This is a genomic window from Paraburkholderia dioscoreae (assembly GCF_902459535.1).
GTDB classification, from domain to species: Bacteria; Pseudomonadota; Gammaproteobacteria; order Burkholderiales; family Burkholderiaceae; genus Paraburkholderia; species Paraburkholderia dioscoreae.
Map to the genome: position 1 here is coordinate 4,184,136 of NZ_LR699553.1, position 12,396 is coordinate 4,196,531.

Genomic DNA, 12,396 nt, shown 5'->3' on the forward strand with positions numbered 1-12,396 from the left:
AACGCTCTGCTTCTCTCGCAGAACGCTACGCATTGAGGATTGGTGGAGGATGACGGGATCGAACCGACGACCCCCTGCTTGCAAAGCAGGTGCTCTCCCAGCTGAGCTAATCCCCCAGTCATGCACAGATCAGATCTGCTTTCATCCCAAGGGGTTCACCGGTCAGCCACCGCAGAATCAGTGGTGGGTCTGGATGGATTCGAACCATCGACCCCCGCCTTATCAAGACGGTGCTCTAACCGACTGAGCTACAGACCCCTGAGTCTGTCTGCGTATCTGTCTTCAATTTCACAGCCGATAAGCGTGAGCGCTCAACGTTTGACACGTCAGCTCGGGAAAGGAGGTGATCCAGCCGCACCTTCCGATACGGCTACCTTGTTACGACTTCACCCCAGTCATGAATCCTACCGTGGTGACCGTCCTCCTTGCGGTTAGACTAGCCACTTCTGGTAAAACCCACTCCCATGGTGTGACGGGCGGTGTGTACAAGACCCGGGAACGTATTCACCGCGGCATGCTGATCCGCGATTACTAGCGATTCCAGCTTCACGCACTCGAGTTGCAGAGTGCGATCCGGACTACGATCGGTTTTCTGGGATTGGCTCCCCCTCGCGGGTTGGCGACCCTCTGTTCCGACCATTGTATGACGTGTGAAGCCCTACCCATAAGGGCCATGAGGACTTGACGTCATCCCCACCTTCCTCCGGTTTGTCACCGGCAGTCTCCCTGGAGTGCTCTTGCGTAGCAACTAGGGACAAGGGTTGCGCTCGTTGCGGGACTTAACCCAACATCTCACGACACGAGCTGACGACAGCCATGCAGCACCTGTGTTATGGCTCCCTTTCGGGCACGTCCACCTCTCAGCGGACTTCCATACATGTCAAGGGTAGGTAAGGTTTTTCGCGTTGCATCGAATTAATCCACATCATCCACCGCTTGTGCGGGTCCCCGTCAATTCCTTTGAGTTTTAATCTTGCGACCGTACTCCCCAGGCGGTCAACTTCACGCGTTAGCTACGTTACCAAGTCAATGAAGACCCGACAACTAGTTGACATCGTTTAGGGCGTGGACTACCAGGGTATCTAATCCTGTTTGCTCCCCACGCTTTCGTGCATGAGCGTCAGTATTGGCCCAGGGGGCTGCCTTCGCCATCGGTATTCCTCCACATCTCTACGCATTTCACTGCTACACGTGGAATTCTACCCCCCTCTGCCATACTCTAGCCCGCCAGTCACAAATGCAGTTCCCAGGTTAAGCCCGGGGATTTCACATCTGTCTTAGCGAACCGCCTGCGCACGCTTTACGCCCAGTAATTCCGATTAACGCTTGCACCCTACGTATTACCGCGGCTGCTGGCACGTAGTTAGCCGGTGCTTATTCTTCCGGTACCGTCATCCCCCCGCCATATTAGGGCAGAGGATTTCTTTCCGGACAAAAGTGCTTTACAACCCGAAGGCCTTCTTCACACACGCGGCATTGCTGGATCAGGGTTGCCCCCATTGTCCAAAATTCCCCACTGCTGCCTCCCGTAGGAGTCTGGGCCGTGTCTCAGTCCCAGTGTGGCTGGTCGTCCTCTCAGACCAGCTACAGATCGTCGCCTTGGTAGGCCTTTACCCCACCAACTAGCTAATCTGCCATCGGCCGCCCCTGTAGCGCGAGGTCCTAAGATCCCCCGCTTTCCTCCGCAGAGCGTATGCGGTATTAATCCGGCTTTCGCCGGGCTATCCCCCACTACAGGACACGTTCCGATGTATTACTCACCCGTTCGCCACTCGCCACCAGGGTTGCCCCCGTGCTGCCGTTCGACTTGCATGTGTAAGGCATGCCGCCAGCGTTCAATCTGAGCCAGGATCAAACTCTTCAGTTCAAACCTGTTACTGTTTTTCGGTCTCTTCCGAGACCGGTCGCTCACTCAACGTACTGACGAATGATCCAACCATCTTGCGACAGTCAAACCTTCCTTTCATTACTGTGTGAGACTTGATACTTTCGCTTCTCGGCAGACCCCGAAGGATCCGCCTCGCATCGCGCATCAAGCGCCCACACTTATCGGCTGTTAATTTTTAAAGATCGGTACGCATTCACTACCGAACCGCCACCACCGCAATTGCCAACCTCACAACCACCCGGCACCGCTTCGTTCTGCGTCGCTGCATCAGCAGCAGAGAAACGAGATTATGAAGGCTCTTTTTCGTTTCGTCAACAACATTTTTTCGCTTTCGCTTAAAACCTGCTGACGCTACGGCCGCTGGTTTCTGCCGCGGCCCTCGTTCGCAAACGAGGAGGCGAATCTTAGGTGAACATCGGCCATATGACAAGGGTTTGACCGAATTCTTTTTTGGCGGCTCAATTACGGGTCGATTTCACCACTGCGTCCACCGGAACCGCGTCGGCCATTGCTGCATAGCCGGCGTCGCTGGGGTGGATGTGGTCACCACTATCAAAGCTGCGCTGCAAGCGGTCCGGCTGCGCTGGATCACGCAGTGCAGCGTCGAAATCCACGACGCCGTCGAAGGCATGGCTGGTCCGGATCCACCGGTTGACGGCGAGCCGGATGCTCTCTCGCTGCGGCGGAAGCGATGCCGGCGTCAACGTCGCGCCGAACACCTTCACGCCAGCATGCCTGGCGGTGGCGATCACCCTCTGATATCCGGCGATCAGGTCGGCAGCCGTCACTGTGGTGTGCGGAAAATCGCAGTCGAGACCGCCACGCGGCGGCATTGCCGCAAAGTTGATGTCGTTGATGCCAATCAGCAGGATCGCCGTCTTGACGCCCGGACGCCTCAGCGCGTCGTGCTCAAAGCGCGTTGCAAGCGCGTCGCCGTAACAGGGAGAGTCGCTCAGCAGGCGGTTGCCGCTGATGCCCAGATTGACGATCGCGGTCGAGCGCTCCCCCGTCGCGGCAAACCGGCGAGCCAGCGCGTCCGGCCAGCGGCGATTCTGGTTCAGGCTGGAGCGCATACCGTCCGTGATCGAGTCGCCGATGGCAGCAACGGCGGCAGACGCGGGCGTCGTGTCGACCGAAAGCCCGGTCACCCACACATATTGCGTAAACCGCCCGCGAAACGCGTCCGCAGACGCATCCGCCGCATGATTACCCGGCGCGGAAACGTAATTCACCTGGTTCGACACGCGATGCCACGCTACGGCACGCTGCTCCGGCCCCATAAACGCGCTGACGGCATAAGGCACCCCTGCGGCGACGTCGATCGCGACAGGGTCGCTCTCCGACTCCCCGCCCGGCGGAATCGAGATCACGCCTTTGCCACCGAACGCCACGCGCGTCTCACCGTTATCGGCTGCCGCCGCGCCGCCTGTCGAGCGTGCGATACGCAAATCCTCGATGACGAGCGGAGTCTTGCCGTACTGGTTGCTAAGGTGGACTCGCGCCGACCTTCCGGACAGCGTCGGATAAACAATCTGGCGAACCGTGCGCCCCGCGACTTCCGGCGCGCGATAGAGCGGCGGCAGGTCCGCCCGCTGGGGAATGGGTTGCAGCGCCGTCGCCCATGCGGTGACCCAATGTGCCGGGGCGTCGGCGGCGAAAGCGGTCGGGGAAACGGCAAACTGGATAAACAGTGCCGCGCCGCATGCGGCAGCCAAGGTGCGAATGCTCATTCGGGGAAGTCGGTTCGAGGCGAAACATGCATTGTGCCCGATCGCCGCAGCCGCCGCGGGTGGGCGCGACGGCGTTTCACCCCAGACTCAGGCCGCTTGCGCGCCGGTCATCTTCAACGCGAGCGCTTCAGCGACTTCGATCCCGTCGATCGCCGCTGAGTAGATCCCACCGGCATAGCCTGCTCCTTCGCCAGCCGGATACAGACCTTCGACATTCATGCTCTGGTAGTCGTCCCGGCGCCGCACGCGAATCGGCGAAGACGTTCTCGTTTCGACTCCCGTCAGCACCGCATCGTGCATCGCAAAACCGGCGATCTTCTTGTCCATCTGCGGCAAAGCTTCGCGAATGGCCTCGATCACGTAGTCCGGAAGCGCTGTGCTTAGATCGGTGGGATGCACACCGGGCTTGTACGATGGCGCCACGGAGCCCAGCGACGTGGACGGCCGGCCAGCAATGAAATCGCCGACCAACTGACCCGGCGCCATATAGTTGCCGCCACCGAGTTCAAAAGCCCGCTCTTCCCATTTGCGCTGGAAGGCGATGCCGGCGAGCGGGCCGCCCGGATAATCGTCCGGCGTGATGCCGACCACGATCCCGGCATTGGCATTGCGCTCCGCCCGCGAATACTGGCTCATGCCGTTGGTCACCACCCGGCCCGGCTCGGAAGTCGCCGCCACCACCGTGCCCCCAGGGCACATGCAGAAGCTGTAAACGGTACGGCCATTGCTGCAGTGATGCACCACCTTATAGTCGGCAGCGCCCAACTGCTTGTGGCCGGCAAATTTGCCGAAACGGCTGCGATCGATCAAACCCTGCGGATGTTCAATGCGGAAACCGAGTGAAAACGGCTTCGCCTCGATATAGACGCCGCGGTCGTTCAGCATCTGGAAGGTATCGCGCGCGCTATGGCCGACCGCCAGCACCACGTGATCGCAGCGCAGCGTTTCACCGGTCGACAGCTTCAACCCGCGCACCTTGCCCTGATCGATCTCGATATCGTCGACGCGGGTTTCGAAGCGCACCTCGCCACCCAGTTCGTGAATGGTCGCGCGCATTTTCTCGACCATGCTGACCAGCCGGAACGTGCCGATATGAGGCCGGCTCAGATACAGAATGTCTTCCGGCGCGCCGGCCCGCACGAATTCGTCGAGCACCTTGCGGCCGTAGTGTTTCGGATCCTTGATCTGGCTGTACAGCTTGCCGTCCGAGAAGGTGCCCGCGCCGCCTTCGCCGAACTGCACGTTCGACTCGGGATTGAGCACCGACTTGCGCCACAGGCCGAAAGTGTCTTTGGTGCGCTCGCGCACGGCCTTGCCGCGCTCGAGGATGATCGGCCGGAAGCCCATTTGCGCGAGGATCAGCCCGGCAAACAGGCCGCACGGCCCCATGCCGATCACCACCGGACGTGGCGCGGTCATCTGCGCCGGCGCCCTGGCGACAAACTTGTAGGCCATGTCGGGCGTGACGCCGCAGTGGGGCACGTCGGCGAGCCGCTTGAGTGCCGCCGCTTCATCCGCAACCTCGACATCGACGATGTACGTGAGCTTGATGTCGGCGCGCTTGCGGGCGTCGTGCGCGCGGCGAAACACGGTGTATCGGATGAGCCCGTCCGCGGCCACGCCGAGTTCCGCGAGGCGCGCACGCACGGCGGCTTCGAGGGCGCTCTCGGGGTGATCGAGCGGGAGTTTGATTTCGCTTAGACGTAACATGAGTACCGGGGGATGCAGGAAGGCCGCAAATTGCGGCCAATTCGCAATTTTATAGGTTTAGCGTCGGCACGGGGCATCGGCACTGACGAAACGCCTCGGCGACGAAACCGTCCCGGTCCTATCGGCACGACCGACCTATCTCAAAAAATTTATTAACCGACCGGTCGGTTGGTTTATACTGTGCGCACACAGACAACTTCCGCAGAGAGCGTCCCCATGTACACGCAATCCCTGGATATTCCCGGCAATGTTGCCCCGCTCGACGCGGGCGCCAACTCGCCCGAGCAGGCGAAATTCGACGCGGTTATGGCCGCCGACGGCAAGATCGAAGCTCAGGACTGGATGCCGGAGGCTTACCGCAAGACGCTGGTTCGGCAGATTTCGCAGCACGCGCATTCGGAAATCGTCGGCATGCTGCCGGAAGGTAACTGGATCACGCGCGCGCCCAGCCTGAAGCGCAAAGCGATTCTGCTCGCCAAGGTTCAGGACGAAGCCGGCCACGGTCTCTATCTATATAGCGCGGTCGAAACGCTCGGTGCGTCGCGCGACCAGTTGATCGCGGCGCTGCATTCGGGCAAAGCGAAATATTCGAGCATCTTCAATTACCCGACGCCCACATGGGCGGACGTCGGCGTGATCGGCTGGCTGGTGGACGGCGCGGCGATCATGAACCAGATTCCGCTGTGCCGTTGCACGTATGGCCCGTATGCGCGCGCCATGATCCGCATCTGCAAGGAAGAGTCGTTCCACCAGCGCCAGGGTTTCGATGCACTCATGGCGATGATGTCCGGCACCGAAGCACAGCGCGAGCTGGTCCAGCAGGCCGTGGATCGCTGGTGGTGGCCGGTGCTGATGATGTTCGGCCCGAGCGACAAGGATTCGGTCCACAGCAGCCAGTCGTCGAAATGGGGCATCAAGCGCATCTCGAACGACGATCTGCGTCAGAAATTCGTCGACGCCACCGTAGACCAGGCCAAGGTGCTCGGCGTCACGCTGCCCGACCCGGATCTGAAGTGGAACGAAGCGCGCGGGCATTACGACTACGGCGACATCGACTGGGAAGAATTCTGGCGTGTGGTGAATGGCGACGGCCCGTGCAACCGCGAGCGTCTTGCCACCCGCGTCAAAGCCCACGACGACGGCGCCTGGGTCCGCGAAGCCGCCCTCGCCCACGCCGAAAAGCAGCGCCAGCGCGCACAACAGCACGCCGCCTGACTCGCGCGGCATGTCAGACAAAGAATCAGGAGATCTGCAATGAACAAGGAATGGCCGATTTGGGAAGTCTTCGTGCGTAGCAAGCAGGGACTCGACCACAAACACTGCGGCAGCCTGCACGCGGCCGACGCGCCGATGGCGCTGCGCATGGCCCGCGACGTCTACACGCGCCGCCAGGAAGGCGTGAGCATCTGGGTGGTGCCGTCGTCGGCGATCACGGCGTCCGCGCCGGAAGACAAGGCGGAGCTGTTCGAACCGGCTGGCGACAAGATTTACCGCCACCCGACGTTCTACACGCTCCCCGACGAAGTCAACCACATGTAAGCGCGGCCATGAACATCACGCCTCAACATCTGCAATACGTGCTGCGCCTCGCGGATAACGCGCTGATCCTCGGTCAGCGCAATACCGAATGGAGCGGCCACGGCCCGATCCTCGAAGAGGACATCGCGCTGTCGAACATGAGCCTCGACCTGATCGGCCAGGCGCGCCTGCTCTACACGCACGCCGCCTCGCTCGAACAGCAGCTCACCGGCAAAAACCGCACGGAAGACGACTACGCGTATTTTCGTGCCGAGCGCGAATTCGCCAACTACACGCTCGCCGAGTTGCCGCATGTCGGCCCGCTGTCGGCCACGGCTAAAGCCGAGAAGGATTACGCGGTCACCATCGTGCGCAATTTTCTCTACTCGACGTTGATGGCTCATCTGTGGACAGCCCTCACGGCGTCCACCGACGAGCAACTGGCGGCGATCGCGTCGAAGTCGATCAAGGAAACCAGCTATCACGTGCATCACGCACGCGAGTGGCTGATCCGTTTCGGCGACGGCACCGAGGAATCGCATCGCCGCGCGCAGGCCGCGCTGGACTATCTGCTGCCCTATACCCGCGAATTCTTCAGCACGGATGCGGTGGAGGAGACGATTGCGGCAGCCGGCATCGGTCCGCTGACCTCGGAACTCGAAGCCGCCTGGCTCGACGACGTACGCGCCACGCTCGACGAAGCCACCTTGAAGCTGCCCGAACCGGTCAGGCACATCACTACCGGCAAACACGGCGAGCATTCCGAGCACATGGGTTTCGTGCTGGCCGAAATGCAGAGCCTTGCGCGCCAGCATCCCGGCGCCACCTGGTAAGCCGACCATGACGACTTCGACTGCCTTTGGCCCGACCGGCACGACCGACGCCGCGCTCGAACGCGCTTGGGCCGTGCTCGAAACGGTGCCCGATCCGGAGATTCCAGTAGTGTCGATTCGCGAGCTCGGCATTCTGCGCGACGTACGGCGCGCCGCCGACGGCACGCTCGAAGTCGTGATCACGCCGACCTATTCCGGTTGCCCTGCCATGTCGCAGATTGCCGAGGACGTCGCGCATGCGCTCGACGTGGCGGAGCTCAAGCCGTATCGGGTCGCCACCGTGCTCGCGCCCGCCTGGACCACCGACTGGATGACCGCCGACGCGCGCGAAAAACTGCGCGCCTACGGCATCGCGCCGCCCACGGGCAATTGCGGTTCCGCCACGCCGGCTCAGGAAAAAGTGATGCGCTTCGTGCCACGGGCGCTGCCCGCGCCGTCGTGCCCACGTTGCGGCTCGGCGCATACCGAGCGTCTTGCGCAATTCGGCTCGACGGCCTGCAAAGCCTTGTACCGCTGCCTCGACTGCCGCGAACCCTTCGACTACTTCAAACCATACTGATATGGCCACCCCGCAATTTCATCCGCTGCGTATCCGCGAAGTGCGGCCCGAAACCGCCGACGCGGTCTCGGTCGCCTTCGAAGTCCCCGCTGAACTGCGTGAACAGTATCGCTTTACGCAAGGCCAGTTCGTCACGTTGAAGACGCATATCGACGGCGAGGAAACACGCCGTTCGTATTCGATCTGCGTCGGCGTCACCGATTACGACCGCGACGGCGAACTGCGCATCGGCATCAAGCGCGTGCGCGGCGGACGCTTCTCGAACTTCGCCTTCGACACGCTGCAGCCTGGCCACACGATCGACGTGATGACGCCGGACGGCCGGTTCTTTACCCACCTGAACGCCGATCAGGGTCAGCAATACCTGGCGTTCTCGGGCGGCTCGGGCATTACGCCGGTGCTGGCCATCATCAAGACGACGCTCGAAGTCGAGCCGCGCAGCACCTTTACGCTCGTCTACGGCAATCGCAGCGTCGATCAGATCATGTTCGCGGAAGAGCTCGAAGACCTGAAGAACCGCTTCATGAACCGCTTCGTGCTCTATCACGTGCTGTCGGACGATCTCCAGGACGTCGAACTGTTCAATGGCGTGCTCGATCAGGAAAAGTGCGCGGCCTTCATCGAGAATCTGCTGCCGGCCGATGCGATCGACGAAGCGTTCATCTGCGGCCCCGCTCCGATGATGGACGCCGCCGAAGCCGCGCTGAAAGCCGCCGGCGTGCCGCCGGAAAAGGTGCACGTGGAGCGCTTCGGTTCGCCGCTGCCGCAAGCGGGCGTGCCGCAGATCGAAATCACCGAGGACACCCCGGCCGCGGACCTCGAAATCGTGCTCGACGGGAAACGCCGCAAGCTGCGTCTGCCTTATCAGGGCGTGAGCGTACTCGACGTCGGCCTGCGCGCCGGCCTCGCGCTGCCTTACGCTTGCAAGGGCGGCGTCTGCTGCACCTGCCGCGCGAAGGTGCTCGAAGGCGAAGTAAAGATGGACAAGAACTACACGCTCGAAGAACACGAAATCCGCGACGGTTTCGTGCTGACGTGCCAATGCCATCCGGTCAGCGACCGCGTGGTGGTGAGCTACGACGAACGTTGAGCCACGCTTTGAGCAGTTCCGCGATCCGCTTACACTAGGGGCCGCTCGCGACCGGACGCCCGTTCCGGTCGGTGAGCGGCCCCTCATGTCGTTAACCGCCCTACGCCACTGCCGATGAGCACGATCCACCTCACCAACGGCGACGTCGCCGCCGAGTCACTGCGCACCGCGCTGCGGGATGCGGGCCGCGACGATCGCGTGCACGCGCTGCGAGACGATCTCGCAGTCGGCCCGTTGCGCGGCGTCGACGACGCCCCCGACGTGCGCGCGGACTTCTGGGATCGCGTAAGCGCCGACACCCGGCGCGATTTCCTTCGGGAAATCCGCGAGCAGGACGCGGCGCTGGAGAACATCGTGCGCGCCGAAGTGAACCTCGTGGTCTGGCACGGCGACAGCGCTTCGGATCAGTTGATGCTGCGCCGCGTCTGCTATCACCTGCGCAACAGCCCGCAGCGGCTGAACGAAGTGCGTCTGTCGATCCGCGATCTCACGGATCCGGGCGCATGGGCGCACAGCCGCAAAGACCGGGCGACGTCTGTGGGCATGTTCGCGCCGACCGTGCTGCAAGCGCGGCTGGCGGACGCCGCGCCGATTTCCGTGCTGCGCATCAGCCGGCTCGCGCTCGAATGGCAGGAAGTCAAACACGCGAACGGCGAAACGCGGCGCTGGCGCGACAACACGTTCACGAGCGGCAGCTTCATGGAACTGGACGCGCTGATTCTCGAGCATGTCAGCGATGACTGGCAGCCCGCCGCGCGCGTTGCCGCCGCATTGATGGCCGCCGAATTCGGATTTCTGGTGAGCGACAGCATTGTGCTGTGGCGCTTCCGCGAACTGGCCGCAGCCCGGCGCATCAAGCTGCGCGGCGACGCGAACGCGTGGCGCACGCTGGAATTGTGCGCGGCGTTCGCCCCCTGTCCACACTAATAGAACAGACGACTATGGCCCGTACCCGAGCCCCCGACCACGAAACCCAACGCGAGCAGATTCTCGAGCTTGCCGCGGCGAAATTCGCCCAGACCAGCTATCCCAGCACCTCGATGGCCGATCTCGCCGCGGCGAGCGGCACGTCGAAAGCGCGGCTCTACCACTACTACGCGAGCAAGGAAGCGATCCTGTTCGATCTGCTCGACCGCTACACCAAGCGGCTCATGCTGATCATCGCCGAGGTGGAAGGCGCGAGCCAGCGGCGCGGCTTGTCGGAGCGGGAAACCTTTGCGGAGTTGATCCGCGCGTTTCTGTCGGAATATGAGACATCGCACAGCCGGCACGTCGCGTTGTTGAACGACGTGAAGTATCTGGTCGACGCCCAGCGCGAAGTGATCCTGAACCGCCAGCGCGATGTGGTCGCGGCATTTGCGCGGCAGTTGGCGCGTGCTTACCCAGAGCGCGCCACGCGCGAAAACCAGACCGCGCTCACCATGATGGTGTTCGGCATGATCAACTGGACATTCACCTGGCTGAAGCCGGATGGTCGCCTGGGTTACCGTGAATTCGCCGAGCAGGTAGTCGGCATGGTGGACCACGGGCTGAGTTCGAATCCGGCCTGATTGCGCACCGCAACAATATTCAGCCGACATAGTGATGCGAAGTGGTCGATATACGACATCATATCGAGAACGCTCGTTTTATTTATTTTCACAAAAAAATCAATAACATAAAAATAGGGCGCTACCTTTTTAGGCATTCCCTTCAGAATTTTGTACGGGTTTTCCCTAGTGATCGAGGCGGGTTTCCGCTAAAATTGCTTTTGCGGTGCACCACGCCGTTCGATTAAAAGGAGAACCCGACCATGAACTTGATTACACCCCGCGCCGCTGAGCCGATCGTCGCGCACGATCGTTCGACGCAGCCAGCCGGTCGTGCGCCAGCTCTGGTCCGCGAACTCACCGCCGTCGACCGCGAACGGCTGCTTACCCACTTCCTCGCGCTCGACGAAGACGACCGCCTGCTGCGCTTCGGCCAGATCGTGCCGGACCATGTGATCGAAAACTACGTCCGCGCGATCGACTTCACGCGCGACACCGTTTTCGGCGTCTTCAACAGCCAATTGCAACTGACCGGCGTCGGCCACCTGGCTTATCTGCCTGCTGAAGGCGACAAGCGCACGGCGGAGTTCGGCGTGTCCGTGCTGGAAAGCGTTCGCGGCCAGGGCATCGGCTCGAAACTCTTTGAACGCGCCGCCATTCGCAGCCGCAATACGCACGTCACCACGCTGTATATGCACTGCCTGTCGCGCAACTCGACCATGATGCACATCGCCAAGAAGGCGGGCATGAAGATCGAATACGCCTATGGCGAGGCAGACGCTTATCTGACGCTGCCGCCGGCGGACCACTCGAGCATCATCGCCGAAATGCTGCAGGAGCAGGCTGCGGTGTTCGACTACGCGCTCAAGCGCCAGGCACGTCAGGCGTCCAAGCTGTTTGAAACATTCATGCCGACGAAGGTTGCGGCCGCAGCCTGACAGCCTTGTGCGTTGGAAAAAATAAAGGGCGGTTCACTTTGTGAACTGCCCTTTTTGTTTGTCGAGCGCGCCTGCGCACACGCTGACGTCCTCACAAAATCGGCAGCGCCGTCGTCTCCTTGATCTTTTCGAGCGAGAAGCTCGTTTTCACGTCGATCACCGACGGATGGTGCAGCAACTGGTCCTGCACAAAGCGCGAAAAGTGCGCCATGTCCTCCACCTGGACACGCAGCAGATAGTCCATGTCGCCGGTCATTGCATGGCACGCCACCACTTCTGGCCACGCCTGAACAGCCGCGCGAAACAGATCGGCATGGGTCGCGTCGCCGCGCGGGCTGAGCGCCAGACCACCGCGTTTTTCCAACCGCACATTCACGTACGCGAGTAAATCGAGCCCAAGTCGCTGCGCGTCGAGCAACGCGACATAGCCGCGGATCACGCCGCTCTCTTCCAGCCGGCGGATACGCCGCAGGCACGGACTCGGCGAAAGATTGATGCGCTCGGCGATCTCCTGATTCGACAGCCGGCCATTCTCCTGCAGGATCGCCAGAATCCGCCTGTCGATGGCATCTATCTCTACATTGGCCATTTTCTGCCGTCC

The 12,396-nt window shown here is 61.7% G+C and carries 11 protein-coding genes, 2 tRNA genes and 1 rRNA gene; 8 read left to right on the forward strand and 6 right to left on the reverse strand.

The features are described 5' to 3' along the window. Nucleotides 1-40: 40 nt before the first annotated feature. From PDMSB3_RS18965 to PDMSB3_RS18985, 5 genes are all read right to left on the reverse strand, one after another. Nucleotides 41-116: transfer RNA gene (locus PDMSB3_RS18965), tRNA-Ala, on the reverse strand. Between the two features lie 65 nt (nt 117-181). Further along, nucleotides 182-258, reverse strand: a tRNA-Ile gene (locus PDMSB3_RS18970). 78 nt (nt 259-336) lie between these two features. Continuing rightward, nucleotides 337-1,867: ribosomal RNA gene (locus tag PDMSB3_RS18975) — 16S ribosomal RNA — on the reverse strand. Nucleotides 1,868-2,346: 479 nt separating this feature from the next. Next, nucleotides 2,347-3,618 (reverse strand): SGNH/GDSL hydrolase family protein, encoded by a 1,272-nt coding sequence (locus PDMSB3_RS18980; protein WP_007179851.1) that lies wholly within the window; start codon nt 3,616-3,618, stop codon nt 2,347-2,349. A gap of 87 nt (nt 3,619-3,705) precedes the next feature. Continuing rightward, nucleotides 3,706-5,328, reverse strand: a complete 1,623-nt coding sequence (locus PDMSB3_RS18985; RefSeq protein ID WP_165187161.1) for an NAD(P)/FAD-dependent oxidoreductase — start codon at nt 5,326-5,328, stop codon at nt 3,706-3,708. Nucleotides 5,329-5,544: 216 nt separating this feature from the next. Here PDMSB3_RS18985 and paaA point away from each other — a divergent pair, with 216 nt between their 5' ends. The 8 genes from paaA to PDMSB3_RS19025 all read left to right on the forward strand — a co-directional run bounded on the left by paaA (nt 5,545) and on the right by PDMSB3_RS19025 (nt 11,795). After that, complete coding sequence (gene paaA, locus PDMSB3_RS18990) at nt 5,545-6,543, forward strand: 1,2-phenylacetyl-CoA epoxidase subunit PaaA (RefSeq protein ID WP_007179853.1); 999 nt, start codon at nt 5,545-5,547, stop codon at nt 6,541-6,543. Between the two features lie 39 nt (nt 6,544-6,582). Continuing rightward, entirely contained in the window at nt 6,583-6,867 is a 285-nt protein-coding gene (paaB, locus tag PDMSB3_RS18995; RefSeq protein ID WP_007179854.1) for a 1,2-phenylacetyl-CoA epoxidase subunit PaaB, read from the forward strand. An 8-nt stretch (nt 6,868-6,875) separates the two neighbouring features. Then, nucleotides 6,876-7,679 carry a 1,2-phenylacetyl-CoA epoxidase subunit PaaC gene (paaC, locus tag PDMSB3_RS19000; protein WP_007179855.1) on the forward strand — a complete coding sequence of 268 codons (804 nt, stop codon included), beginning with the start codon at nt 6,876-6,878 and terminating at the stop codon, nt 7,677-7,679. 7 nt (nt 7,680-7,686) lie between these two features. Then, complete coding sequence (gene paaD / locus PDMSB3_RS19005) at nt 7,687-8,238, forward strand: 1,2-phenylacetyl-CoA epoxidase subunit PaaD (RefSeq protein ID WP_007179856.1); 552 nt, start codon at nt 7,687-7,689, stop codon at nt 8,236-8,238. A gap of 1 nt (nt 8,239) precedes the next feature. Next, entirely contained in the window at nt 8,240-9,328 is a 1,089-nt protein-coding gene (gene paaE / locus PDMSB3_RS19010) for a 1,2-phenylacetyl-CoA epoxidase subunit PaaE (RefSeq protein ID WP_007179857.1), read from the forward strand. Between the two features lie 114 nt (nt 9,329-9,442). After that, nucleotides 9,443-10,255 carry a DUF1835 domain-containing protein gene (locus tag PDMSB3_RS19015; RefSeq protein WP_165187163.1) on the forward strand — a complete coding sequence of 271 codons (813 nt, stop codon included), beginning with the start codon at nt 9,443-9,445 and terminating at the stop codon, nt 10,253-10,255. Between the two features lie 14 nt (nt 10,256-10,269). Next, nucleotides 10,270-10,878: a TetR/AcrR family transcriptional regulator gene (locus PDMSB3_RS19020; protein ID WP_007179859.1), complete on the forward strand. Its 609-nt coding sequence runs from the start codon at nt 10,270-10,272 to the stop codon at nt 10,876-10,878. 242 nt (nt 10,879-11,120) lie between these two features. Next, entirely contained in the window at nt 11,121-11,795 is a 675-nt protein-coding gene (locus tag PDMSB3_RS19025; RefSeq protein WP_007179860.1) for a GNAT family N-acetyltransferase, read from the forward strand. Between the two features lie 91 nt (nt 11,796-11,886). Here PDMSB3_RS19025 and PDMSB3_RS19030 read toward each other — a convergent pair whose 3' ends face one another. After that, complete coding sequence (locus PDMSB3_RS19030) at nt 11,887-12,384, reverse strand: Lrp/AsnC family transcriptional regulator (RefSeq protein ID WP_007179861.1); 498 nt, start codon at nt 12,382-12,384, stop codon at nt 11,887-11,889. Between the last annotated feature and the right edge of the window lie 12 nt (nt 12,385-12,396).

Bases quoted from the DNA above. Each gene is read 5' to 3' on its own strand.
- PDMSB3_RS18980 (WP_007179851.1), bottom strand. From the start codon at position 3,618: ATGAGCATTCGCACCTTGGCTGCCGCATGCGGCGCGGCACTGTTTATC.
- PDMSB3_RS18985 (WP_165187161.1), bottom strand. From the start codon at position 5,328: ATGTTACGTCTAAGCGAAATCAAACTCCCGCTCGATCACCCCGAGAGC.
- paaA (WP_007179853.1), top strand. From the start codon at position 5,545: ATGTACACGCAATCCCTGGATATTCCCGGCAATGTTGCCCCGCTCGAC.
- paaB (WP_007179854.1), top strand. From the start codon at position 6,583: ATGAACAAGGAATGGCCGATTTGGGAAGTCTTCGTGCGTAGCAAGCAG.
- paaC (WP_007179855.1), top strand. From the start codon at position 6,876: ATGAACATCACGCCTCAACATCTGCAATACGTGCTGCGCCTCGCGGAT.
- paaD (WP_007179856.1), top strand. From the start codon at position 7,687: ATGACGACTTCGACTGCCTTTGGCCCGACCGGCACGACCGACGCCGCG.
- paaE (WP_007179857.1), top strand. From the start codon at position 8,240: ATGGCCACCCCGCAATTTCATCCGCTGCGTATCCGCGAAGTGCGGCCC.
- PDMSB3_RS19015 (WP_165187163.1), top strand. From the start codon at position 9,443: ATGAGCACGATCCACCTCACCAACGGCGACGTCGCCGCCGAGTCACTG.
- PDMSB3_RS19020 (WP_007179859.1), top strand. From the start codon at position 10,270: ATGGCCCGTACCCGAGCCCCCGACCACGAAACCCAACGCGAGCAGATT.
- PDMSB3_RS19025 (WP_007179860.1), top strand. From the start codon at position 11,121: ATGAACTTGATTACACCCCGCGCCGCTGAGCCGATCGTCGCGCACGAT.
- PDMSB3_RS19030 (WP_007179861.1), bottom strand. From the start codon at position 12,384: ATGGCCAATGTAGAGATAGATGCCATCGACAGGCGGATTCTGGCGATC.